The sequence below is a fragment of the Rothia sp. HMSC065C03 genome (genome assembly GCF_001837295.1).
GTDB lineage: Bacteria > Actinomycetota > Actinomycetes > Actinomycetales > Micrococcaceae > Rothia.
The window spans coordinates 745,872-770,239 of sequence record NZ_KV832006.1; the positions used below are offsets into that span (position 1 = coordinate 745,872).

At 62.8% G+C, this 24,368-nt stretch carries 16 protein-coding genes and 1 tRNA gene; 1 reads left to right on the top strand and 16 read right to left on the bottom strand.

Translation table 11 applies throughout. The features are described from left to right. Positions 1 to 336 precede the first annotated feature (336 nt). A complete protein-coding gene (locus tag HMPREF2605_RS08560) occupies positions 337 to 1,206 on the top strand; it encodes a hypothetical protein (RefSeq protein WP_070848007.1) in 870 nt (289 codons plus the stop codon). Positions 1,207 to 1,280: 74 nt separating this feature from the next. Here HMPREF2605_RS08560 and HMPREF2605_RS08565 read toward each other — a convergent pair whose 3' ends face one another. From HMPREF2605_RS08565 to HMPREF2605_RS08640, 16 genes are all read right to left on the bottom strand, one after another. Next, positions 1,281 to 5,618 carry a non-ribosomal peptide synthetase gene (locus HMPREF2605_RS08565; RefSeq protein ID WP_210401046.1) on the bottom strand — a complete coding sequence of 1,446 codons (4,338 nt, stop codon included), beginning with the start codon at positions 5,616 to 5,618 and terminating at the stop codon, positions 1,281 to 1,283. 258 nt (positions 5,619 to 5,876) lie between these two features. After that, a complete protein-coding gene (locus HMPREF2605_RS08570; protein WP_005507422.1) occupies positions 5,877 to 6,104 on the bottom strand; it encodes a phosphopantetheine-binding protein in 228 nt (75 codons plus the stop codon). A 66-nt stretch (positions 6,105 to 6,170) separates the two neighbouring features. Continuing rightward, on the bottom strand, positions 6,171 to 7,871 hold the full coding sequence (locus tag HMPREF2605_RS08575) for a (2,3-dihydroxybenzoyl)adenylate synthase (RefSeq protein WP_070848010.1): 1,701 nt from the start codon (positions 7,869 to 7,871) through the stop codon (positions 6,171 to 6,173). A 267-nt stretch (positions 7,872 to 8,138) separates the two neighbouring features. Then, entirely contained in the window at positions 8,139 to 9,542 is a 1,404-nt protein-coding gene (locus tag HMPREF2605_RS08580; protein WP_141758483.1) for an enterochelin esterase domain-containing protein, read from the bottom strand. Positions 9,543 to 10,091: 549 nt separating this feature from the next. Further along, positions 10,092 to 10,934, bottom strand: a complete 843-nt coding sequence (locus tag HMPREF2605_RS08585) for an ABC transporter ATP-binding protein (RefSeq protein WP_070738784.1) — start codon at positions 10,932 to 10,934, stop codon at positions 10,092 to 10,094. After that, positions 10,934 to 12,040: a FecCD family ABC transporter permease gene (locus HMPREF2605_RS08590; protein WP_070738785.1), complete on the bottom strand. Its 1,107-nt coding sequence runs from the start codon at positions 12,038 to 12,040 to the stop codon at positions 10,934 to 10,936. Before HMPREF2605_RS08590 ends, HMPREF2605_RS08585 begins: the two co-directional genes overlap by 1 nt. Continuing rightward, entirely contained in the window at positions 12,040 to 13,107 is a 1,068-nt protein-coding gene (locus tag HMPREF2605_RS08595; protein ID WP_083324874.1) for a FecCD family ABC transporter permease, read from the bottom strand. Before HMPREF2605_RS08595 ends, HMPREF2605_RS08590 begins: the two co-directional genes overlap by 1 nt. Before the next feature lie 144 nt (positions 13,108 to 13,251). Beyond that, entirely contained in the window at positions 13,252 to 14,298 is a 1,047-nt protein-coding gene (locus HMPREF2605_RS08600; RefSeq protein WP_070848013.1) for a plasmid partitioning protein, read from the bottom strand. A gap of 180 nt (positions 14,299 to 14,478) precedes the next feature. Further along, positions 14,479 to 16,572, bottom strand: coding sequence for a peptidase (locus HMPREF2605_RS08605; protein WP_070848016.1), 2,094 nt, complete (start codon positions 16,570 to 16,572; stop codon positions 14,479 to 14,481). Positions 16,573 to 16,712: 140 nt separating this feature from the next. Continuing rightward, positions 16,713 to 17,786, bottom strand: a complete 1,074-nt coding sequence (locus tag HMPREF2605_RS08610; RefSeq protein WP_049352765.1) for an ABC transporter substrate-binding protein — start codon at positions 17,784 to 17,786, stop codon at positions 16,713 to 16,715. Positions 17,787 to 18,138: 352 nt separating this feature from the next. Next, positions 18,139 to 18,840, bottom strand: a complete 702-nt coding sequence (gene rpe, locus HMPREF2605_RS08615) for a ribulose-phosphate 3-epimerase (protein ID WP_070848018.1) — start codon at positions 18,838 to 18,840, stop codon at positions 18,139 to 18,141. Positions 18,841 to 18,894: 54 nt separating this feature from the next. Continuing rightward, positions 18,895 to 20,910, bottom strand: coding sequence for an RsmB/NOP family class I SAM-dependent RNA methyltransferase (locus tag HMPREF2605_RS08620; RefSeq protein WP_070848021.1), 2,016 nt, complete (start codon positions 20,908 to 20,910; stop codon positions 18,895 to 18,897). Continuing rightward, complete coding sequence (gene fmt, locus HMPREF2605_RS08625) at positions 20,907 to 21,875, bottom strand: methionyl-tRNA formyltransferase (RefSeq protein WP_005505557.1); 969 nt, start codon at positions 21,873 to 21,875, stop codon at positions 20,907 to 20,909. The genes HMPREF2605_RS08620 and fmt overlap by 4 nt, the downstream gene beginning before the upstream one ends. 6 nt (positions 21,876 to 21,881) lie before the next feature. Continuing rightward, positions 21,882 to 22,487, bottom strand: a complete 606-nt coding sequence (gene def / locus HMPREF2605_RS08630; RefSeq protein WP_049342135.1) for a peptide deformylase — start codon at positions 22,485 to 22,487, stop codon at positions 21,882 to 21,884. A gap of 311 nt (positions 22,488 to 22,798) precedes the next feature. Further along, the gene (locus HMPREF2605_RS08635) at positions 22,799 to 23,647 is read right to left on the bottom strand and encodes a PD-(D/E)XK nuclease family protein (RefSeq protein WP_070848023.1); all 849 of its coding nucleotides are present in this window, start codon (positions 23,645 to 23,647) and stop codon (positions 22,799 to 22,801) included. A 106-nt stretch (positions 23,648 to 23,753) separates the two neighbouring features. Continuing rightward, positions 23,754 to 23,828, bottom strand: a tRNA-Val gene (locus HMPREF2605_RS08640). Between the last annotated feature and the right edge of the window lie 540 nt (positions 23,829 to 24,368).

Consider the following 24,368-nt stretch of genomic DNA (forward strand, 5'->3'; position numbering starts at 1 on the left):
GGGGGGGGGGGCACGACTCACTCATCTATGAGTATTTGTCCTCCATAACCCATAGGGGTTCATGATGAAGCTCTAGAATACTCTCCCAGCAGTAACGACGCTGCAGAAACACCCTTGTGCGTGGTCTGCCATAGCGTCTTGGCCTTTCGCTATGGGTGCACTCCCAAGCTAGCAGGCACTCCCCCGAGATTCTGCTTATCGCTCTGGGATTCACATAGATTCCAGATTCTCTCGACACCCATATTCACCGGGTCATATGCTTTGCAACAATCAGCAAAATACAGCCCCGCTTTCTTTACTGTCACATATTCTTTATCCAATTAAGGAGGGAGAATTATGAACCTCAAGAAAATCTTTCAGCCCGCAATGGCTTTAACGTTTGCATTCACGCTAGCATGCACATCCTGTTCTACAGGCCCGCAACTAGAACGTGATGAAACAGCCCAAGCAACTCTAGACTATAAAAACAACCGAATCATTACTCCACTCGAAGAATACAATGACCATTTAGATGAAAATTCCCAGTATTACACTCAAGCCTTGGAAATTCTCAGGCAACGCTGTTTCGCAAAACACGGCCAATCCTACGAAATATATATCCCGGATATAGAAGATAGGAAATTCTTTTCGTCCAGTCGCGAGTTTGGCCTCTGGAACCCCGAATACTCCGCCAAATATGGAAACTACAAGCGATCCGGGAATGCACCATCATACGGGGGATATGACACAAAAATCATGGAACAGTGCATGCCTGAAATCTTAGCCACGTTGAAAGAGATTGCCGGCATCAGCCTCGAAGAGCAAAGTGGCCTCACAGAAGCCTATCGTCGAATCCACGGTGAATCCTATGCAGCTGCCATGAATCATCCCGAATGGAAAAAATACCGTGAAGCATGGTGGAAATGCCTATCGGATAAAGGTCTAACGCCACGAAAGGGCGATGAAGAATGGGAAACACAAGAGCTATCAGATGCAACCCGCGCTAGTGGTGATAATAATGCCCCGGCCTCAGAAGAAGAAATTCGAATCAGTGTCATTGAAGCACAATGCAGTAAAGATACAGGAATGGCTCAAGGTCTTGCCAACCTCGTAGCCTCATATCAAAAACCGCTCATTCGAGATAATGAAACAAAACTAGAAGAACAGCGAAAGCAGCTATCAGAAGTTTATCTCCGATATAAAGAGTGGGTTCTCAAAAACCAATAAATATAATGCCCCCGGTTGATAAATCATCAATCGGGGACATTTATATTTATTAATTACTCTACAGATAGAGCGGGCTAATTGGCGAAGTGGCCGGTCACCTCCGCCAGACGCGCCGGATTCACCAAATCAGGGTGCGTACCCTCCAGCAGCACCGAACGGAACGACGACGCATGCGCCGCCCAACCCGCCGCGTCCAAATACGGCTGATCCTCATGCGGCACACCCACCAGCAACACATCACCATCAAAGAACGCCTGCTCAGCACCACGCATCAACGCCGCCGAAGCACGCATACTACCCAGGCACACGCCCAACTTCTCCTCCGGTAGGTAACCCATCGCCGAACCCGCCTTCTGCAGACGCTCCAACGTACCCGGCAAATCAAGCTGCTCATCAGCGGCAGGCTCCGGCAAACCGCCCATACGCAGCAGCGCACGGAAGCTCTCCTGCTCATCCGGCGCAGGCACGCCCTGCCACTGCTCCGAAGGATACGCATCCAACAGGATGACACGCTCAACCTGCGCACCCGCAGCCTGCGCCAAAGCCGCCACCTGCACCGCGGCAGTACCGCCCACAGACCAGCCCATCAACGCAAAACGACGCGGCAGCGAACGCTCCGCCAGGGTCTTCTCAATCTGTGCCAGGTAGCCCTCAGCCAGCTCCTGCAGGCTCGACGCAAACCCAGCCTGCGGGTCAGAGAACGCCTCAGCCTGCACAGCATACACACCCTGCTGAGCCGGAAGATGCGAAAGGTACCCCGCATAGCACCAGCCCAAACCACCCGCAGGCGGCAGGATAAACAGCGGCGCGGGGGCATCGGTAGCGTCATGCGCGGTAGGTTGTTCTCGCAGCGGCAGAACCGGCGCGAACTCCGCCCCCTCGCCACGCTCGCCCGCAATAGATGCCGCCAAATCCTGCACGGTCGGATGCGCAAACAGCGCACCGATGCTCACGCTCAGACCCAGCTGCTCCTCAACCGCGGCAATCACCTCAAGAGCCGCCAGCGAATGACCGCCCGATGCGAAGAAGTCCTCATCCACGCCGAAACGCTCACGACCCAGCACGCCCGCAATAATCGAGCACAGCTGCTGCTCCAGCAGGCCGTGCGGACCCTCGGCATCGGAAGTCTGAGGGGTCAGGTCCAGGGACGCCAACAGCTTGCGGTCCGCCTTACCGGAGGGGCTCACCGGCAGAGCAGGCAGGGTATGCCACAGGGTCGGAACCATGTAGTCCGGCAGAACCTGCGCACAATGCTCACGCGCCGCCTCCACCAGCTGCTCGGCACGCTCAGCGGGCACGTCGCCGACCTCCAGCACCGCCGCCAGGGCAGGCTCACGCAGGCCGCGGTACAGCAGAGCCACCGAAGCGCTCACGCCCTCAACCGCGGCAAGAGCCATCTCAATATCGCCCAGCTCCAGGCGCTGACCGCGCACCTTAATCTGGTAGTCCGTGCGGCCGCGGTAGCCAATGACGGCGCGACCATCGGGAAGAATCTCCCAGCACGCCAAATCGCCCGTACGGTACAGGCGCTGACTCTCACCGTTCAGCAGCGCGAGCGCACCGGCGGGAGCCTGCTCCACGAAAGCCGCCGCGGTCGCCTGCGGGTTGTTCTTGTAGCCGCGCGCCAGCTGCACGCCCGACAGGTGCAGTTCACCCGTCACACCCACCGGCACGGGGTGGCCGGTCGGGTCAAGAATCAGGGTGCCGGTGTTCCAGACAGGCTCGCCAATGGGCACGCTCTCGCGCTGCGGGTCGGTGGAGGTCTCCCAGAAGGTCACGTCCACCGCCGCCTCGGTCGGGCCGTACAGGTTCAGCGGGTACACGCCCAGAACCTCGCCTGCAGCCTGCACCTGGTCCTTCTGCAGCGCCTCACCCGAGCAAACCACATAGCGCAGGGGCTGCTCTCGATCCTGACCGAAGCCAGCATCAGCCAGGATGCGGCGCGCCGCCGGCGAAGAGGTCAGCGCCGACAGCATGGTCGGCACAAAGTGCACCGCCGTGACGGACTGCTCGGCAATCACGCGCGCCAGGTAGGCGGGGTCGCGGTGCCCCTCCGGGGCGGCAATGACCACGGCGGCACCCTCGGCGAGAGGCCAGTACAGCTCCCACACGTGCACGTCAAAGGAGATGGGGGTCTTGTGCAGAACGCGGTCGCCCTCCCCCACCGGAATCTGGTGCTGCTGCCAGCGCAGGCGGTTATCAATCGCGCGGTGGCTGATGGCAACGCCCTTAGGCCTGCCCGTAGAGCCGGAGGTGAAGAGCACGTAAGCATCCTCGTCCAGGCCGGTTTTCGCGCCCGGAAGCTCCTCAGCGGCGGGTGCTGAGGAGGGAGCCCGGGTGGGCTCCTCTGCGCTCAGCAGCGGCAGGGTCTGCTCAGACAGTACGTACTGGGGCAGATTTGCGTGACGCTGCGGTTCCTGCGGGTTCAGCTCTTCCGCGCTCAGCGGCTGCAGACCGGGGCCGTGCAACAGCAGGGAACATTCGGCGTCCTCCATCATCACGCCCACACGCTCGGCGGGCAGGTCAGGAAGCACCGGCACGTAGGTGGCGCCAGCGTACAGCAGGGCGTACAGCGCCACGTACTGCTCGGCACCGCGGTGCACACGCAGACCCACCGCGTCGGAAGGGCGAACGCCCCAGTCCAGCAGCTGCGCGGCAAGCGCACGGGCGCGCTCGTCCAGCTCGGCGTAGGTGAGGGCGCGGTCAAAAGCGTAGGCGCGCTCCGACTCGGGGGTGAGCACCTCACCGGGCGCGGGGGCAGAATCCAGCACGGCGAGCGCCTGCGGATGCGCCGCCACCGCATCACGGAAGCGACCCAGCAGGGTCTTGTACTCCAGCGGGTGGTCGGTAAGCGCCGGGGCGGTCAGCTCGCGCAGGGTCGCAAGCTCCGCCTCGGTCGCCAAGCCGAGATTGTTCAGGGAGGCGTCCTCGCGCTGCGCCTCCGCCGCGTAGGCGGGCAGCCACTCGCACAGGCGGGCGGCGTGACGTTCCAGCTCCTCAGTGGTGTAGAGCGCCGGGTTCATGTCAATCTCGCAGGAGATGCTGTTGCCGCGGCCGGGCATGCCGCGCAGGGTGAAGGTCGCATCGGCAACCGGACCGGCAGAGATATTGTGAATGCGCGCGGTCGGTACCGCGGATCCGGACTCGTCCTTGGAGGGTGCCGCCAGCGGCAGCACCGCGTCAAAGGGCACCACGTTAATCTGCGCACCAAACAGCCTGGACTGGGCATTACGCGCGGTACGCTCGAGGTCTTCCTGACGAGCCAGCGGATGCTCCGCGTTGCGGGCGTACTGTTCCTTCACCGAGTGCAGGGACTCCGCGATGGGGCCGGTCGCCGCAACCTGCACCGGCAGCACATTCACGGCGGTACAGCCGGTCTGCGCGCTCGCCGTGCCCAGGGCGCGGGTCGCCTCCGGCAGGGTGCGGGCGAACATGCGGTTCATCTGCGGCACGCCGAACGAAGCCTGCGGGTAGCCGCCCACACGCGCCAGGTACGAGCCGACGGCGGCGGTCGCCAGTACGGGCCAGGAGACGGCGTGCTGCTTTGCCGCATCCAGCAGGGCCTGCTGGGTGGGTACGTCAATGCTGAACGCCAGGCGCACAGACTGCGCCGACGGGGAGGCGGTACGACCCGCCAGGGAGGTGTCTTCCTGTTCCAGGGCGCCGCTCGCCTCCCAGAAGGCGACGTCTTCGTCACGGGCGGTGGAGGCGGCATCGTCGGCATCGAGCAGCTGCTGCAGGCTCATGCGGCGGGTTGCCGGAACCGGCTGACCGGCGGACAGGGCGCGGTATATCGCCGCCACGCGGGAGAGGCCGTTGAACGCGGCGAAGCCGTCGGCAACCACGTGGGAGAAGGAATGGTACACCCAGAGGAACCCGCCATAACGCGCCACTGCGCTGCGCACGGTCACGCCCTCATCGGTGGCGAGGGGCTGGGCGAGCAGGCGCTGTGCCCAGGCGCGCACCGGCGCGGGCAAATCAGAGTCAGGCAGGGCTGATTCAGGCAGGTCAGAGGCGTTCTCCTCCCTCGCCTCGGCGGTGCCGCTCAGCTCCCCTTCATCTACGAGCAGGTCAATGCCCGAAAGGAACGCCTCCTCGGTCAGAATCTGCTGGGAGGCGGCACCATCGGCAATGCGGGTGCGCACGCGGAAGCCCTCGTTCTCGCGGTAGAGCTGCTCAAAAGCCTCACGCAGCAGGGCGAGGTCGGTGTCTGCGGGGCATTGCAGAACCTCCGCGGTGTTGTAGCAGGGGTTCGTCGGGTCAATCGCGGCGGCAAAGTAGATGCCGCGTGCGTTAGTGGTCAGCGGTAGCCAGGGGCTGTCAGCGCTGTGCTGTGCGGAGGGGTTCGCGGCGGTGCGAAGGTCGGAAGCAGTCCCGAAGCTAGCGGGTGCGGTAGTATCAGCTACGCCCATGGTGGCCTCTCAAAGGTCTGGATTAGGGGTCTGGATTAGGGATGAGATATGCGGTGTGTTAAAGGTAGGTGTGAAAGGTAGGCTACTGCCCCGCCGCTTCACGCTGGCAGAAGTGCGCTGACAGAAGTGCGCTGACAGGGGTAAACGCAGCTACACAACACGGCGTAAAACCGGCGCACAGAAAAACGAGGCGAGTAGCAAACACCCCGGGTACCCGCCTGCATTCGCGGCAGGCGGGCACTCGGGGTGTGATAACGCTTAGCCCAGGCGGGAGGCGATGAACTCCACGGTCGGGTTCTCCACCAGCTCGGTAAACTCAATTACGGCGCCCTCAGCGGCAAGGTCGTCGAGCAGGGCGAATGCGCCCATAGAGTCCATGCCTAGGGAGAACAGATCGGTGGTCGGCTCGTCAAAAGCAGTCTGCAGGGAGTCGGGCTCGACGATGTACTTCTCCATGATGGGGCGCAGGGTCTCAAATGCGGACATTTTTCTCCTCAATAGGGGTAGGAATAAGGGCGTACGGTTTAGCTGAAAATGATCAGCTCAAAGGTTTTAGCCGAAAATTTCGGCAAGCTTGGCGCGCAGTTCGCGGCGAGAAATCTTACCCACGTTCGTGGTGGGCAGCTCCTGCAGAACCTGCACGCGCTCCGGGATCTTGAAGTCGGCGAGCTTCTTCGAGGTGAAGAACTCGTGCATCGTGCGGCGCGGGTTTTCGCCCAGGTCGGCGCCTTCCTGCGGCACAATGACCAGGCCCACGCGCTCGCCCACAGTCTCATCCGGGATGCCCAGGACCACGGCGTCAAAAACGTCGGGGTGGGTCAGCGCCAGCTCTTCAATTTCGTCCACGGCAATCTTCTCGCCGTTGCGGTTAATCTGGTCCTTCGCACGGCCGGTCACCTCGATGTACTTACCGGCAACCAGGCGCACAATGTCGCCGGTGCGGTAGAAGCCGTCCTCGGTGAAGCCGTAACGGTTCGCGTTCTCCTCCAGGTAGTAGCCGCGAATCGTGTACGGGCCGCGGGTGAGCAGGTGGCCGCTCTCGCCGCGCTTAACCGGCTGGTCCTGATCATCAACAATCAGGATTTCGTCGTCGGGGCTGATCGGGTAGCCCTGAGTCCTCAGACGCATCTCAATCGGGTCGGTCGAGCGGGTGTAGTTCACCAGGCCCTCAGCCATGCCGAACACCTGCTGAACGGTGCAGCCGAGCACCGACTCAATCTTGCCTGCAACCGCCGGAGCCAGCTTCGAACCGCCCACCTGCAGGGTCTGCAGGGACGGCAGGGACACGCCGCGCTTCTCCGCGGAGGCGACCCACGCCTGAGCCAGCGGCGGCACCAGCGCGGAGGTGGTCACACCCTCCATCTCAATGAGGTGGAACGCAGTCTGCGGGGACGGATCCGCCGCAAACACCAGCTTGCCGGAGGCGCACATGACGCCCAGAATACCGGGCGAGCTCATCGTGAAGTTGTGGGCGGCGGGCAGCACCACGAGCATGGTCGTGTTGTTGTTCAGCTTGCAGATATCGACCGAGCCGCGCACCGAGTACAGGTAGGCGGCGTGGGTGCGAGGAATCAGCTTCGAAATGCCGGTCGTACCGCCGGAGAGCTGCAGGAACGCCACCTGCTCGCTCGCACGCAGGTTCTCGGTGTTCTGAATGACACCGGGCACGAACTCTTCAGCGAGCTCCTCTTCGGTCAGCGGGGTCAGCGGCTCCGCAACGTCAATAGCAACCGGCGGCTCCAGGGAGTTCTTGCGCAGCTCGGCGGCAACGTCCTCGTGCAGGGCGGTGAAATCTGCGCCCGGGGTCAGCGAAGAGAACACGTGCGCCGCAGCGTCGGTGCGGGTCGCAAAGTGCACGAGCTCGGTGGTGCGGTGCTGCGGCAAGCAGAACACCGGCAACGCCGCCGCCCAGAAAATACCCAGCAGGTACACCAGGTACTCGGCGGTGTTACCCAGCTGCAGCAGCACACGGTCACCGGGCTGCACGCCAGCCTGAACGAGGCGCGCCGCAGCGGCACGACCTGCCGCCTCCAGCTCACCGTAGGAGAGGCGAATCTGCTGGGGCTTGCCGTCCTCATCGAGCTGCGCGTGCGAGAGCGCCACCAGCGCCGGGAAGTGCGGCTTAGCGCGGCATGCATCCAGCAGGAACTCGGGGATGGTCTGGTCAATCCAGTAGCCGGCTTCGCGGTACTTCGCGGCAAAAGACTCGGGGATGAGCGGCGTGGGGACCAGGGGGCTACGTTCTACGGTCATCTTCTCTCGATTTCTGTGTCGTTTGCGGTTTCTATAGCGCTCACGTGCTGCGTGCGTTCGCAGCGTGATGCCATCTCGTCAATGAGGGCGGGTGCGCAACCTGCGCCGGGTACCCTTCGGCACCCCTCGCGGCGCGGTAGTGTTGCACTTCTCTTAGGCTGTACTTCTCTAGGATACGGGCGCGGCGGTGTTTACCCTAACGGGACCCCCGCACGCCCACCATGCGGGGTGTGCTCTACCCGTGCAGGATTCATAGGCGACCTCTCGCTACTCCTCAGCTAAGCTCCGCTCAGCGCGCTCAGCCTCCCGGTGGGCAGCAATAATACGTTCCAACGCCGGCACAATCGCACCGCGCCAGCACGCATAATCGTGACCGCCGTTGAAGGTCGTGCAGTGCGCATTCTTCAGGCCCAGCTTTTCCAGGCGCTCCTTCAGCTCGCGGTGAGGAGGCACCAGAACCCACTCCTGCTCCCCCACCTCAATCTCAAGGTACAGGTGGCGCAGGCGGTCGATCTCACCCGCCGCCTCCAGCTCGTCCAGACGGTCCATGACCTGCGGCTGCCACAGCGACGAAGACTGCGCGATTGCGCCGCCAAACGCCTCCGGGCGGCTCAGCACCGCCAGCAGGGAGGACAGACCGCCCAGCGACTGACCGTTAATCACAATGTTCTGCGGCGCGGTCTTAATGCCGTGCACTGCCTCCAGGTGCGGGAACGCGATCTCTACCAGGTAGTCGGCAATCGGGTTGTCGCCGTTCAGCTCCTTCCAGCGGTTCTCACGACCGCCAGAGTGCAGGAAGAACACGTGCATCGCCGGAATACGACCTGCCTCGTGGGCACGATTGAGGGTGTGCTCCATACCCTGGCTGAACCACATCTCACCGTCGAACTGGATGAACAGCGGCGCATCCGGGGCGGGGTCACCCACGCGGCCGAGCACATACTGGTGACCATCAGAGGTCTGCATCCACTCGGGGGCGGGCAGCGCGTCAATCTCTTCCTGAGTCAGGAGGAACTCCTGCACCGGCGCGTGCTCAAGCTGCACCACACCCATGCAACGACCGATACGGTTGCACGCGGTCTCGGGGTTCAGCGGGTCGCCCTCACCGGAGTCCAGAGCGGCGCGCAGGCGCACCTGGTCGTCATCACCCAGCCAGGCGGGGCGCTCGCCGGGCAGCGCCGGCAAGAAGTTGTAGGAGGCACGCCAGGTGGTTTCCATCTGTATGCTCAGCTGCCACCAGCCAGTGCCCTCGATGCGGGCCATGAGGGAACGGTCAAGGTTCTTCTCATCGGTCAGGCGGTTAATGAACATGAGCACCTGCTCCGCCTGCTCGTTGTGGTACAGGAAGGTGACGATGCGCTCGTTCTCACTGATGCTGCCGTCTTCACGGTGCACCGGCTCAATAATGGGGGTGCCTTCGGAGACGATCTCAACGATGCGGGCGTTCAGCTCTTCGGGGCTGACCGCCTCGGCGATGAGGGCGCTGATGAGGGGACTGTCCACGCGCGGTGCCGGTACGGGGCGCGGGATCTTGGGAGGGGCCGGGCGCACGGTCGGCGCAACGGTACGCGGCTGCGCCGAAGTAGCCTGTTCAGAAGTGTTCTGGGCAGAAGTATTCTGTGCAGAAATACTCTGCGCGGGAACGGTCGCGGTGGGTTCGTGCTCGCCCAACGGTTCCTCCTTGGTCTGTGGAAACACTCAATCGGTGAGAATCGGTGAGGAGGCGCATTATCGTTAGTTAGCCTCTACTACCTCACTCTATGGTATCCCTTACCCAAACTCCAGCCAAAGGGAAAAGCGAAAGAACCACAACATGACATTCATGACAGCGAGCGCGGGCTCCTAAAACCCAAGCGCAAAGCCGCCACAACCCCACCTAAGCCCAACCCAGCCCAGCTCAGCCCCACCTAAGCCCACCCCCGCACAGGCCCCGCCCAGAAGTTAAAAGAGATGAGGCACCGAGACCGTGCATCAAACCTTCAAACTGTGAAGGTCTCATGCGGCAGTCTCGGTGCCTCATCTACGGGTTCCCAAAATGGAACCTACCCAGTGCTCGGAGCCGTTCATGCGTCAAAGACGGGCGAGCACCGGGTAGGCGCCCTACGCGCAGGGGATCCTGGGTCCCTCAGATCCTAGCGTTCGCTACTCGGCGCAATGCCGAGCTTTTCCACCCGTACTGAGACGGTTGGTGCTAACTCCCACGCGGCTTAGGGGCGAAAACTATTCGCTTTCGCGGGCCGCCGAAATAGCGTCAGCGGCAATATGAATTGTTTGGTTCTCCTTCGGAATAACCAAAGGGGTGCCAGTGCATGGATCAGGAATAATGACCGATTGCAGGTCAAAAACTTCCTGGATAAGTTCCGGTGTAATTATCGCACGCGGATCGCCCTGAGCGATAATCCGGCCCTGCTTCATTAACACAACATGAGTAGCATACCTGAAAGCAAGGTTCAGGTCATGCAACACCACGGCTACCGTTCGCCCTTCGGAATGCAATTTCTTCGTCAGGTTCAGCACCTCAATCTGGTGCGTGATGTCCAGGTAGGTGGTCGGCTCATCGAGCAGAATCAGCGGGGTCTGCTGTGCCAGGGTCATGGCAATCCACACACGCTGACGCTGACCGCCCGAAAGCGCCTCAATGGGACGCTCAGCAAGCTCCAGCACGTTCGCCGCATGCATCGCCTCAACACAGGCGCGCTCGTCCTCATCAGACCAGGAACGCAGCAGCGACTGGTGCGGGTAGCGGCCGCGCGCCACCACATCCGCCACGGTCACGCCGCTAGGCGCCTCCGGGGTCTGCGGCAGCATCGCCAGGATCTTGGCGATAGCGCGGGACTTCATCTGCGGCAGTGGGGTGCCGTCCAGGCGAACCTCACCCTTCTTGAGCGGGTTCACGCGGGCAAGAGCCTTCAGGGTGGTCGACTTACCGCAGGCGTTCGGGCCTAGGATAACGGTCAGCTCCCCCTCCGGCACCTGAAAATCTACCCCGTTGAGCACCGTATGCTCACCGTAGGCAACCACCATGTTCTCGCCTTCAAGGCGGGTCGTCACACTAGCGTTCACTAGCTCTTCTTCCTTTCGAGGTAAATCAGGTAAATCAGGTACAGGCCGCCAATCGCGCCGGTCACCACACCCACCTGAATGATGCGTCCGGGAACAGCGAATCGGCCAATCAGGTCAGAGCCAAGCACCATGAGCGCACCCATAAGTGCCGCGGAGGTGAAACCCACCCCGCCACTACGAGACAGGGTCTTCGCGATGTGCGGTGCCGCCAAGGCGACAAAGGCAATCGGGCCGGTCGTCGCGGTCGCCAGCGAAACCAGAAGCACACCGATAAACAGAGCCGCCACACGGTACGCGTTCACGCTCACACCCAAACCGGATGCCACCTGGTCACCAAAACGAATCGCGCCCAGAGGTCGGACCAGCATCAGCAGCAGCGGAGTCACCACGAGCAGCAGACCCATCAGCGCGTAGGTGCGCTCCCACGTGATGTCATTGAGCGAACCGGCAAGCCAGGACGCCGCGGTCTGCGCCTGAGTCAGCGAAGCACGCACCACCAGCAGCGCATTGAACGCCGCCAGGGTCGAACCCACACCAATACCGACCAGCACCAGGCGGAAGCCATGCAAACCCGTACGGCGCGTCAACAGCCACACCAGCACCGAAGTCGCCAAGCCACCAACCACAGCACCCAGAGCAACCTCAACGGGGCCAGAATTGAAGACAATAATCTGCAACAGCGCACCGGTCGCAGCACCATTCGTGAAGCCGATAATATCCGGCGAACCCAGGGCATTACCCGAAATCACCTGGAAAATCGCACCCGAGAGACCAAGCGCCGCACCCACCAGAAGCGCCGCCACAATACGCGCCGCACGCTGCTGAGCGAAAGTCACCGTAATCTGCTTGCCCTCACCCAGCAGCGCCGGGATCAGCTTCTCCGGGGCGATCTTATAATCACCCTGCAACATGCCCCAAAACGCCAGCGCCGCAATCAGCACCACCAACGCCACATTCAAAATCAGCACACGCCACGGCACCTGAGCACTCAGCGGACCGCGCACAGTCAACACCGGGCGGCCACCCAAATCGCGGCCGCGACGACGCGCAGAACGATTAGCGGAGCTGGTGGCAGTCGCCGTCGAAACAGCGGAAGAATTCGACATTAGAGAGCCTCCACCTTACGACGAGTCATCAAGAACAAGAACACCGGGGCACCGGCAAGAGTCGCCACAATACCCACCTGAGTCTCCTGCGGAGCCACCAGCACACGCGCCAACACGTCAGCACACAGCAGCCACACCGGACCCAACAACGCCGAACCATAATTCACCCAGCGCACATCATTACCGAGTAGGGCACGCACCACAAACGGCACCGCCAAACCCACAAAACCAATCGGACCCACCGCAGCAGTCGCCGCACCGGCAAGCACCGTCACCGCCAGCAACGTCAAGTTCTGGGTCGTACGCACGCTCACGCCGAGGCTGGTCGCCGCCTCCTCGCCCATACTCAGAGCATTAATCGCAGGAGCCACAAAGAACGCCACCAGCATACCCAGCACAATCACCGGACCCACCGTCGACGCAATATCCATACCGCGGCCCTCCAGCGAACCGGCAACCCACACACGGAACTCGTTATACGCATCCTGATCAGCCAAAATCAGGCCCTGCGCAATCGCCGACAGCGCCGCAGAAATCGCCACACCCGCCAAAGCGAGCTTCACGATCGACCCGTCACGGCCACGACCCAGCGTGTACACCAGCACCGCAGCCAACGCGCCACCAATCGTCGCAGCAACCATGTACTGCCAAATACCCATCACGCCAAAAACCACCACGGAGCCAATCACAGCCACCGCAGCACCGGCGTTCACACCCATCAGGCCGGGCTCAGCCAACGGGTTACGAGTCAACGACTGCATCAAAGAACCGGCAATAGCCAACGCCGCACCCGCCGCAAGACCCACCAGGGTACGCGGAATACGCTGCTCCATCACAATCGTCTGCGCCTGCTCAGAAGCAGTGCCATTGAAAACAGCCAGAACCTGATCCGGCGGAAGATTATTCGACCCGAACAGCAAAGAAGCAGCCACAGCCCCCACCAAAAGCACCGCAAACAAGAACAGAAAAGCCAGGCGCTTACCCAACTTCTGCCCCTGAATCACAGAACCCTGACGGGACGTACTCTCCTGCTGAACATCTCGGGACAATGAGCTCGTGAAGGCCACTATGCTCCTTATGCTCGATACAAGAAAACAGGGAGGCACACCCGGCGCACCCACACCACACGAGGGGCACCCGGCACACCGGTAGATAATGAGAGAAACGCCGGAGCGGGCGGGTACTCCCCCACCCGCATCCGACGTTAAGTCTTAGCGCTTACGGGTCAGCAGCAGCGCAGCAGCGCCCACAATGCTTACGCCCAGAACCACCACGCCAATCCACGGGAACGCAGCACCGTAAGTCACGGTCTGAACGGTGGATGCGGTGTTAGCCGCGCCCGAAGCTGAAGCGCTCGGGTTCGACGCAGTACCGCGCGCAGAAGACGAAGAAGATGCGCTCGCCGAAGCGGTCGCCTTCTTCTGGGCATTTGCAGAAGCCGAAGCAGCAGGCGCAGCGGAAGAGCCAGAGGTACCGGAGGTACCGGAAGAGTCAGCTTCCGCGTTCAGGCGGTCGTACTCCTCCTTAGTGATGGTGTTGCCCTCAGCGTCGGTGTACACGGTCTCAGCCTCAGCCGCGCCACCTGCAGAACCATTCGAGGAGCCGTTCGAACCACCATTGGACGAGGACTCGTTGGAATCGTTAGAGCCCTGAGCCTCGTCTGCAGAGTCTGAGTTGTTAGAGTTCGAGCCGCCGTTCGAGGAACCACCGTTGCTCTTCGAGCTGGAAGAGCCGCGGTTCGAGGAAGAACCCGAAGAGTTCGAGGAGGAATTATCCGAACCGCCCTCACCCACCACGGTGAACTCGGGGCTACGGTTGCTGTACGCCTCGGTGCCCAGGTACTTGCCGTCCTTGTCACGCTTCTCACCAGTTGCAAGGAAACGCAGAGTGTGAGTGCCAGCGCCAACATCCGGCAGAACGAAGGAACCGGAGACGTTACCGTTGCCATCGGTCTTCTGCTGGTGCACCACGCAAGCGCCCTGAGCCGCATCGGAGGGGCACAGGTCGCCGTCGTCAACCTTCACGGACACCACAGTGTTTGCGGGGAAGCCGCTCACGCTAAAGGAAATCACGCCGTGCTCGCTCACAGAGGAGGAAACAGTCGAAGAGGTGCCGGGGGTAGATGCCTTCGCACCGCCCGGAGGCAGAGCGGATGCAGTGCCAACGCCCAAGCCCAGCGCCAGGGTTGCGGCAGCACAGGCGGTCAGCGCCTTAGAGGTCAGGGATGCCTTCGGGGCTCCCGAAAAAGGTGCACGCATGGTGGTCCTTTCAAAATTACCGGGGTCGAAGCTGAACGCTACCGGGTTCGTGGAGGTGCAGTTCAGCGGGTCGTGACCCGAGTGGTTGGAGGGGCACCCGGCCCACTCCCCTGTTCAAGGGTTCGAGGTCAAGAGTGTGGGGCGTGAGCCGGTGCCGGTGTGAATGTGTGGTCAGAAAGCTTACTTCTTGGAGGTGCGCAACAGCAGAGCCGCAGCCAAAACCACCAGGCCAGCCGCCGAGAGCAGCAGGTTATTGGCGTTGTTGACCAGCCACTTGGTCAGACCGGTCAGCTCAGTACCCTCAATGGTCGGGCCCTGTGCCTTGGTGCCAGCGGCGGAGTTCTGCGAACCCTGCGTGTTCTGCGAGTTCTGCGAACCGGCGGCAGCCTTCACTGCCTTCTTCGCGTTGGCTTCGGTCTTCTGCACGGTGGTTGCCAGGTTCTTCTGCGCGTTCTGAACCTTCGCCTTAGCCTGCACGCGGTTCACGACCGGGGCGGTGCTCTGCGAGAGCGCGGCGAGGGACGCGTCCACGTCGGTGGCGCGGGTGCTGATGCGGCCGCCCGCGTTACGCATGGGCACAGGTGCCGTGGAGGTTGCGGTTGCGGGGTTCTCGTTCAGCTCTTCGACCAGCTGGTCGGTGGCGTCCTGCTCATCGCGGGAAACGTCCTGACGAGGGGTAACAGCACGTTCCACGGTCATGTCAGCAAAACCGAGCACCGCATTGTCAGCGCCCTGGTTGCCGTTGTGCACGACCACGCGGTAGGTTGCGGCGGGCATGCTCACACTGGTTTCGTAGCTGAAGCTACGGTTGCCATCCAGACGCTTCCAGCCGGAGCCGTAGAGGGTCTGCGGGGAGTTGCCGAGGTAGGTCGCGGCGTACACCCAGGTGCCCGGTTCAGCGTTCGGCACGGTCACGGTCACAGTGGAGCCGTCACGGCTCACCTGCACGCCATTACCAGCGGTCAGTTCGGAGGCGTTGACCGGCTCGGGTGCATCAACGGGGGCGTACTCACCGATGGTGAAGGTCGTGTTGATGCCGCCCTGGCTGTTGGCGCCGCCGTAGGTTCCGGATCGGTCGCCCTCACGCAGGCTACCGGTCAGCAGGCGCAGGGTGTGCTCACCGGAGGCGTACTTTGCCGCGTCTTCGTCATTCTTGAAAGCTGCGTTATCGCGGGTGGGCAGGTCAATCCAGGCGTCGATGTGGCCGTTTTCGTCGGGGGTGACGATAGCCCAGATGGTGCGGTTGTCGTTGACCGCGGTGGCGTCGTTACGGGATACCTTGCCGTCGTCAATCTTCAGACCGATAACGGATGCCTTCTTGTCTTCGGGGTTGCACCAGCCGTCACCGGTCAGGTGCAGCTTGCCACCCTGAACCGCCTTGGGGTTCTCGATGGTCAGGCGCGGGGTGAAGGAGCCGTCAGCGGGGGCGCAGGTTTTCGAGTCTTCGCTGGGCGCGGGGGTCGGCTCTGCGGTAGGTGCCGGGGTGGGTTCTGCGGTAGGTGCGGGGGTGGGTTCTGCAGTTGCGCTAGGGTCAGCGGTAGCAGAGGGCTCCGCAGTAGGCTCGGCAGTCACAGAAGGCTCAGCGGTAGGCTCGGCAGTTGCAGAAGGCTCTGCAGTTGCGCTGGGCTCAGCGGTAGGCTCAGCCGTCGCAGAAGGCTCAGCGCTCGGCTCGACCGTTGCAGTAGGCTCTGCGGTCGGTGCCGGGCTCGGAGCCGGGTCGCTCAGCGTAATATTCTGCGACACAGATACACGACGGTCGTAGGTGTTACCGTCCGCATCCGTACCACCCAGGGAACCGGAAAGCACCTGAATACGGTGGCTGGTACCCTCCACGGTCCAGCCCTTGTTCTTCAGCTGCTCAGCGGTCAGACCGGTGTTTTCGGGGGTCGGCAGGGACACCTCAACCTCGAAGGTGCCGTCCTCCTTGGCGGTTGCCATGAAGTTCGCGGGCGAGTTGCCGCCCTTCTTGGTGATCGGGTTAATCGCCTGGTGCGCTTCATCCGGCAGGGCGTCGAGGAACTTCACTGCGAACACTGCGCCGCGACCGGGTGCGGTGCTGGTAAAGCCGGTGCCGCGTAGCACGAGCTTACCTTCGCGCCACTTCTCGGTGGAGATCGTCACGGTAGCCTTATCAGCCTGCTGGGTGGCGGCGGGAGTATCCGCGAATGCGATGGTGGTGCCGGTCAGCACTGCACCGGGGGTGATGAGCGCGCCGGCGAGAGCCACGACGGCACCGTAGCGGGCTGCGGTGCGCACGGGTCGAGTTTCGGTCATTGTGGTCCTTGAGGATGGTGTGGTGGGTCGTGCATCCCCTTCCCGCCGCGGTTTTCAGGTCGCGGCGGGAAGGGTGGCGGAAGCTTCAGCGGGTGATTGCTTCACCGGGTATTTAGAACGGGGTGTTCAGAACAGGGCGTTTAGAGCGGAAGCGCCTTCTTGACGTCTTCAATAATGCCCTCGAGCAGCAGCGGGCCGCCGGTGGAGGTCCACTTGGAGCCGTCCACGAGAATCACGTGGTCGTCCTTGACTGCCTTCAGGTTGGTGAAGCCGGAGGTTTCCTTCGCCTTATTCAGTGCTTCTTCGGCGCCCTGCAGACCTGCGGAGCCCTGCGCGTTCGGGTTCTGCTGGCTTGCGCCGCCGAGGGTGCCCAGGAACATGTAGTCCGCGTCGATGGTTGCCAGGTTCTCCAGGGAGACAGGTTCGGAGTGGCCCTGGCCGTTGCGGTCCTGCGCCTCGGGGCGCTTGAGGCCCAGGTCGTTGAGCACCTGACCGGCGGGCAGTTCCTTGAGAATCAGGGCGGGGCCGTTGCCTGCCCAGCGGACGATGGAGAAGGTCTTGTCGCCGTACTTGGGGGCGAGCTGATCCTTCAACGTTGCGGCGCTTGCCTCGTATGCCTTGATGACCTCTTCGCCCTTGTCGACCATGTTCATAGCGTTGGCGACGTTGCGGAAGTTGATGCGCCAGTCGCCGCCCGCGTAGCCGCAGTAGACCACGGGGGCGATCTTCTTGAGGGTTTCGTAGGTTTCGGAGCGCTTGTCCACGCCGGTGGAGTCGACCAGAATCAGGTCGGGATCAAGGTTGCCAATCTGCTCGTAGTTGACCTGGGCGACGGTGCCGATAATCTGCACGCCCTTGGCGCGGTCGGCAAGGTAGTTGGGCACGCCGGACTGGCCGCGACCGGAGACGGAACCGACGGGGGTCACGCCGAGGGCAAGCAGGCCGTCAAGGGTGGGTTCAGAGAGGACGATAACCTTCTGCGGGTTGGCGGGAACTTCTACATTCTCGTCGTCAATGTCCTTGATGGTGCGGGTGCCGCTATTGCCGCCGGAGGTGGAACCGCCGGAAGTGGTGGTCGTGGTGGTCTCGCTGCTGCATGCCGCGAGGGCGAGAGCAGCCGAGGAGGCGAGCGCCAGGCCGAAGAATGCGCGGCGGTTAACGCCCGATGCGCCGTGGTTTTCGGCGTCGGTCAGCTCGGTTCGGTTGAAAGACATAGTTCCCCCTAGATTTGACTAAACTATACCTAACCTTACAGATATCTGAGTGTTACATCAAGATGTGTTCAGTTTGCTTTTTCTGACCGCCGGGATGCCCGGTTTTACCGCGGAATTGCGCGGGGTAACATATCTCACGCTTTGTCATAGTCTTGCTGACACTATGTCGCTTAACTGGGTGTCTCTCCCCTGCTATTACCTCGCTATAAATCTGCGGTGGTTGAGAAAGCCGGGCACGCAAAACGCCCCGCCGCGAAGAGCCGCGACGGGGCGCAATCTTCGCAACGGGGCGTTGAAGTTTTATAGATGCGGGGGTGTCATCGATACGGGGCGCCGTTACCGGCGAGCACCGCTAGCAGCCGCAACCGCATCCGGCGCTGGAACGCTTGACCGATGCGGCCGCCTCACGCAGGGAGGCGATTGCCGCCTCCGGACCGCCGAGCGCCTCATCCACACCGTAGACCGAGCTACCGGCAACGAAGCAGGTTGCGCCAGCCTCCGCGGCACGCAGGATGGTCTCTTCGGTGATGCCGCCGTCCACCTGCACGGTCACCGGCAGGTTCACCCCCTCAATCGCCTTGGCGGCGCGGGCGATCTTCGGCAGGGTCACGTCCAGGAACGCCTGACCGCCGAAGCCGGGTTCCACGGTCATGATCAGCAGCATGTCCAGTTCGCCGAGCATGTCCAGGTAGGGTTCCACGGCGGTTGCCGGGCGCAGCGCCATACCCGCCTTCGCACCCTCAGCACGCAGAGTGCGCGCCAGCTTGATGGGGGCGATAGCCGCCTCCGCGTGGAAGGTCACCGATTCGCAGCCCATGCTGGCGTATTCGGGTGCCCAACGGTCGGCGTCCTCAATCATCAGGTGCACGTCGAACGGCACCGGGGAGATTTCGCGCAGACGCTTGACCACCGGCGGGCCCCAGGTGAGGTTGGGGACGAAGTGGTTGTCCATCACGTCAATATGCGCGGCGTCTGCGGTGGAAATGCGCTCCAGCTCGCGCTGCAGGTTCGCGAAATCCGCCGAAAGAATCGACGGGTTAATGGCAATACCCATGGGGTTCCTTTCAAATCCGTGCCGTATGGCGGATGATGCTAGGCGGTGAAGCGGCTAGTTCTTACGCAGCAGGGCGAGGAACATGGCGTCGGTTCCGTGCACGTGCGGCCACAGCTGTGCGGTGGTCGGGTTCTCCGAAGCCTTCACGACCGGCGCACCCTTCTTGACCTTGATCTCGGGGGTGTGGCCGGGGTCCTTCTTCCCCGCCAGCACGCTCACGGGTTCGCCGTTCGCGCCTTCGGTGTGCAGGGCGACTTCGCGCAGTGCGGCGGCGGAGTCGAGCAGGCTGACCGCGCCGCTTTCGAGCACCTCGGCAACAATGTTCTGGGTTTCTGCCGCGTGCGGGGAGCAGGTCACGTAGGCGATGACGCCGCCGGGGCGGGTCGCCTCAATGGCTGCGTCCAGGAGCTGACGCTGCAGGGGCAGCAGCTCGGCAATATCGCGCGGGGACTTGCGCCAACGCGCCTCGGGGCGGCGACGCAGGGCGCCCAGACCGGAGCAGGGCACATCCACCATCACGCGGTCGAAAAGCTGACCGGGCTCAATGGATCCGGGCAGTGCGGAGGCGTTCTTGTGCAGGGTTTCGCGGATCTGGCGGCCGTCGCCGGTGAGTACCGTGTAGCTGTCCTCGGGCAGGGGGCGCATGGAGGATTCCACGAGCTGCGCGCGGTGCGGTGCCGCCTCGTTGGCGACCAGGGATGCGCCGCGCTGAATACCGAGCGCGCCGAGCAGCGCCGCTTTACCGCCAGGGCCTGCGCACAGGTCGAGCCATGCGGTGTCGGTGCCGTCCAGGGGTGCTGCGGCGAGCGCGCGTGCTACCAGCTGGGAGCCGGCATCCTGAGCGCGGACGGTGCCTTCACGTACGGATTCCAGGCGTGCCAAGTCGCCGGAGGCGTACAGCGCCGAACCTTCAACCAGCTCGCCGTCGACGGCGCCCTGTTCGCGTGCCTCGTCGAGGCTACCCAGGCCGGGTAGCGCCACCAGGTTCACCACGGGGGCGAGGTTGTCCGCTTCGAGCAGCTGCTCAATTTCGGAGGCGGGGCGGCCGTGCGCAACGAGTGCCTGGCGCATGGAACGCACAATCCAGGCGGGGTGCGAGGCGAGCAGCGCCATGCGTTCGGTGTCGTCCTTCGCGTCCTCGATGATGAGTTCGTACCACTCTTCGGGGGTGCGCTCGGAGACACGGCGCAGCACCGCGTTAATGAAGCTTGCCGGGCCCGCACCGATCTTTTCGCGTGCCAGGGACACGCTCTGGTTCAGCGCCGCGTGGGCGGGAACGCGCATGTTCAGCAGCTGGTGCACGCCCATGCGCAGCACAATCAGGGTGGTGGTGCCGACCTTCTCGATAGGGCGGTCTACGCAGCGGCTGAGGATTGCGTCGTAGGTGCCCTGGTGGCGCAGCGTGCCGTAGGTCAGCTCGGTTGCAAAGCCTGCGTCGCGGTGGTCGAGGCGGTGGCTACGAATCGCCTTGGGCAGCACGAGGTTCGCGTAGGCGTCAGATTCCGCCACGGAGCGCAGTACGTCGAAGACGGTTGCGCGTGCGGTGTCTGCGGTACGCGAGCGTGCGGAGGGTGCCGCCGCGGAGAATTCGCGGGCGGACATGGAGCGGCGGTTGCGTTCGTGGCCGCTCTTATTGCGCTGGGAGGTGCCGCCGCCACCGCGTTTGGTGTCGTCGTGCTCGGTCTTGGCGCGGCGTGCGGCGCGTTCGACGCTGGTCAGGCCGTCAAAGCGGCGGCCGGTGCGCGATTCGGTACGCGATTCGCCGCGGGAGTTGTCGTCCCATTTCTGCGGGCGGCCCTGAAAGCTTTGATTCTGCGAGCGCTGGTTCTGAGCGCGCTGGGAATTCTGGGACTGCTGGCGGTTCTGCTCGCTCACACCAGAACTCGAGCCGTTGCCAGCGCCGGAGCGGCGACGACGCTTACGCTTCGCACCGCCCTCACCCTGACCGCCGCCCTGATTGAACTTACCCTGACCGCTACCCTGGCTGAACTTGCCGTTGCCGGGCTTGCCATTGCCAGCGTGACCGGGCTTGCCGTGTTCTCCCTTGTAGGGGCGCTTTTCGTTGCTCATGCGAGTACCACCAGGCCTTCCGCCATGTCCTTGCCAGCGCCGCGAGCCCACGCGGGCGCATCCATCATTTTCTTACCGGCAGGCTGAACCTGCAGCAGCATCAGGGGTTCGGTACCGGTGCCGACGAGTACCTTCTTTGCGTGCAGACGCACCGCACCGGGTGCGAGGGGGCCGCCGTTCGCCTCGGTCAGGGACTGCACCAGGCGCTCGTCGGCTACCGCCAGGCCACCGATCTTGAAGCGGTTTTCGCCCAGTTCGCACCATGCGCCGGGTTCGGGGGTGACGCCGCGGAAGCGTGCCAGGATCTGTTCGGCGGGTTCGGTCCAGGTGAGGCGGCCGTCGGCAATGCTCATCTTGGAGGCGTAGCTGACCGACTCGTCCTCGACCTGCACGGTGCCGTTCTCGCCCGCTTCGAGGCGTTCGAAGGTGCGTTCAAGCAGTGCGCCGCCGCTGGTTGCAAGGCGCATCAGCACGGTGCCTGCGGTGTCGTCGGCGGCTACGGGGGTGGATTCCTGTTCGAAGGTGGGGCCGGTGTCCAGGCCTTCTTCGAGCAGGAAAGTGGTGGAGAAAATTTCCTGCTCACCGGCGATGAGGGCGCGTTGCACGGGGGCGGCGCCGCGCCATGCGGGCAGCTTGGAGAAGTGCAGGTTGACCCAGCCGTAGCGCAGGGATTCGAGCGCGGGCAGCGGCAGCAGGGCACCGTAGGCGACCACGGCGGCTGCGTCAGCGTTCAGCTCGGCGATGGCTGCGGCGGCTTCGTCGTTCCAGCGGTTTGCCTTCACGATGGGCAGGCCGAGCTCTTCGGCACGTTGCGCGACCGGGGAGGGGGTGAGCACGCGCTTGCGGCCCACGGGGGCGTCTTCGCGGGTGAGCACGCCGACCACGCGAACCTTATCGGAGTTCGCCAGGTAGTCGAGCGGGGGCACGGCAACCTCGGGGGTGCCTGCGTAAATAATGTTGAGCATGTGAGCCTACTTTCCGAAGCTACCGAAGGAGGAACCGGCAGAGCCTGCACCGAACGCGCCACCGCCGCCGAAGGCACCGCCCACGCGGGTTGCACGCTCGGTCACGGTCTTCGCGGCAACCGAGTTGTAGTCTGCGGCGCGCAGGGCACGCATCACGCGCTGGCGGTCTTCACCCACGAGGCGATCGATGAACAGCTTGCCATGCAGGTGATCGGTTTCGTGCTGCAGCATGCGCGCGAACAGGCCCTCACCCTCCAGCACGAGGGGTTCGCCGTGGCGGTCCACGCCGGTCACGCGCGCCCAGTTCTTTCGCGGGGTTGCGGACTTCTGACCGGGCACGGACAGGCAGCCTTCGCCGCCTTCCTGGTCTTCTTCGCCAACCTCAAGCACGGGGTTGATGATGTAGCCTTCGCGGTCGTCAATGCCGCCGAAGGTGAAGATCTGCTTGGAGATGCCAACCTGCGGGCCTGCAAGGCCCACGCCGCCCACGTCGTACATGGTTTCTAGCATGTCGTCGATAAGTCGTGCCAGGTCGTCGTCGAAGACGGTGATGGGGTCGCAGACGCTGCGCAGCACCGGGTCGCCTACGGTGCGGATGCTCAGGATGGTCATGGTTCTCCTTTGCCGGCGGGGTGCCGGGAATGTGCTTACGGATTTCAATATGGCGGCAGAACTGTGTTGGTAGAGCCTCGCGGGTGAAACTGCGCTGGCGGGCTCTCTCGGCAGGAGGGTTCTCCCAGGAGCAGGTTCTTCACAGCGGGTGCGCGCCGTTCTGCCTATTGTTCTATTGTCGCCGATTCAGTAGCGCGAATCTAGAACGAATCGAGGCGCTGGGGGTAGAGGCGGCAGGGTGAGGGCTGAACCTCACCTCCCTGGGCTCATCTCCTCGGGGGGCGGGTCTCTCCCCTACGCCCGCTACTCCCCTATGCCGCCGGCGGCGGTACTACGGGCATGAGCGCGGGGTCTTCAAATTCTTGGACCTGGCGGTCGAATTCCCAGACGCGGCGCAGCGCGCAGAACTTGTACCAGTTACGTTCGAGCACGGCGGGGTTTGCCTGCTGCGGCAGCACCTGCGTTTCGCCGAGGGCTACGCCCATGAGGACGGGCGCGTCACCGTATTTCCAGGGTTCCCAGGTGCCTTCGTCGGGGTCGACGATGGATTCTTCGGCTTTGAGTCCGGCGACGAGCTGCATGACGACTTTCTCGTCGAGTGCTTTGACGCGGCCGCGTTTGTCGGTGCCTTTGGTTTTGTAGTCGATGATGCAGGTTCGGCCCGCGATTTCTGCGACCAGGTCGAGGGTGCCCGCGTAGCCGACGGTGTCGTTCCAGATGGTGACTTCGGCGGCGAGGGGGCGGGGTTTGAAGGCTTCCCACCATTCGTCGAAGCGGTCGGCGTAGGCTTGTTCGCCGTTGATGATGAGCTGTTCGCGGCTTTCGTCGAGGTTGTGTTCGCGGCCCATGGCGCGCAGGGCGACGGCTTCAGCGTAGTTGTGGACGCGGTCGCCTCGGGCGGCGGCTGCGTCGCGGTATCGTTCGGAGGCGCTGGCTGCGTCGCGGATGATGGCGAATTTGAGGCCGTGGGATCCGGTGGCGCGGTAGGCGCGCTGGTCTTCGAGGGCGGCTTTGGCGGCCATGTACCCGTGCCAGCCGCTGAGGTCGTTGGCGTGCTGCCCGATGACGGTGGTGATGGAGGGGACGAGGAGTTCTCCTCCGCGTTTGCGGGAGTACATGCGTCCGTAGTCGGTGGCTGCGGCGAGTTCGGGTGTTGTCACGGGGTACCTCATTCTCGGGTGGTTGTGTCCGCTGCGGTGGACTGTTGCCGGTGGGTTTGACCCGGTGGGCATAATAAAACCCCCGTTCCTTGAAACGGGGGTTCTTTGGTGCGTGATACTGGGTTCGAACCAGTGACCTCTTCGGTGTGAACGAAGCGCGCTACCACTGCGCCAATCACGCTTACGGATAAGACTATACCGAGGCTTGGCGTGAAGGTCAAATTTTGCGCTCCCTTTTTTCTTCCCGTTCCCTTCCCGGTGAGTATGCGGCGGCACCATGGAATCTAAAAGATCATCCCACCAGAGGTGACTGCAGGTTCAGTAATGACTTATGGACTCTGGTCATGAGGTACGGACTTTGGGGCTGGGTTAGCGTCTTGAGGGATAGCTTTTAACCATGGCTGAAGTCGCTAAGTCATTACCGAATCTAGACTCAGAGGTGCTGGGTAAACAAAAAAGCCCGGCTTCCGAAGAAACCAGGCTTTTTTCCTAGTGTGACCCCAACCGGTTTGTAACGGTGACGGAGGGGCATGATGCCGAGCGCGCGAGGGATTCCATCATGCCCCGGAGTGCCGCGACGTAAGGAGCGGCGCCGTGAGAGGCTCACGGCGGCACCGTAGGATCTAAAACCAGTTTTCACCGGATAAACAAATAAACCCTCAGTCAGAAGACTGAGGGTTTATTTCCTAGTGTGACCCCAACCGGATTTGAACCGGTGTTG

Bases quoted from the DNA above. Each gene is read 5' to 3' on its own strand.
- HMPREF2605_RS08560 (WP_070848007.1), top strand. From the start codon at position 337: ATGAACCTCAAGAAAATCTTTCAGCCCGCAATGGCTTTAACGTTTGCA.
- HMPREF2605_RS08565 (WP_210401046.1), bottom strand. From the start codon at position 5,618: ATGGGCGTAGCTGATACTACCGCACCCGCTAGCTTCGGGACTGCTTCC.
- HMPREF2605_RS08570 (WP_005507422.1), bottom strand. From the start codon at position 6,104: ATGTCCGCATTTGAGACCCTGCGCCCCATCATGGAGAAGTACATCGTC.
- HMPREF2605_RS08575 (WP_070848010.1), bottom strand. From the start codon at position 7,871: ATGACCGTAGAACGTAGCCCCCTGGTCCCCACGCCGCTCATCCCCGAG.
- HMPREF2605_RS08590 (WP_070738785.1), bottom strand. From the start codon at position 12,040: ATGTCGAATTCTTCCGCTGTTTCGACGGCGACTGCCACCAGCTCCGCT.
- HMPREF2605_RS08600 (WP_070848013.1), bottom strand. From the start codon at position 14,298: ATGCGTGCACCTTTTTCGGGAGCCCCGAAGGCATCCCTGACCTCTAAG.
- HMPREF2605_RS08605 (WP_070848016.1), bottom strand. From the start codon at position 16,572: ATGACCGAAACTCGACCCGTGCGCACCGCAGCCCGCTACGGTGCCGTC.
- HMPREF2605_RS08610 (WP_049352765.1), bottom strand. From the start codon at position 17,786: ATGTCTTTCAACCGAACCGAGCTGACCGACGCCGAAAACCACGGCGCA.
- rpe (WP_070848018.1), bottom strand. From the start codon at position 18,840: ATGGGTATTGCCATTAACCCGTCGATTCTTTCGGCGGATTTCGCGAAC.
- HMPREF2605_RS08620 (WP_070848021.1), bottom strand. From the start codon at position 20,910: ATGAGCAACGAAAAGCGCCCCTACAAGGGAGAACACGGCAAGCCCGGT.
- fmt (WP_005505557.1), bottom strand. From the start codon at position 21,875: ATGCTCAACATTATTTACGCAGGCACCCCCGAGGTTGCCGTGCCCCCG.
- def (WP_049342135.1), bottom strand. From the start codon at position 22,487: ATGACCATCCTGAGCATCCGCACCGTAGGCGACCCGGTGCTGCGCAGC.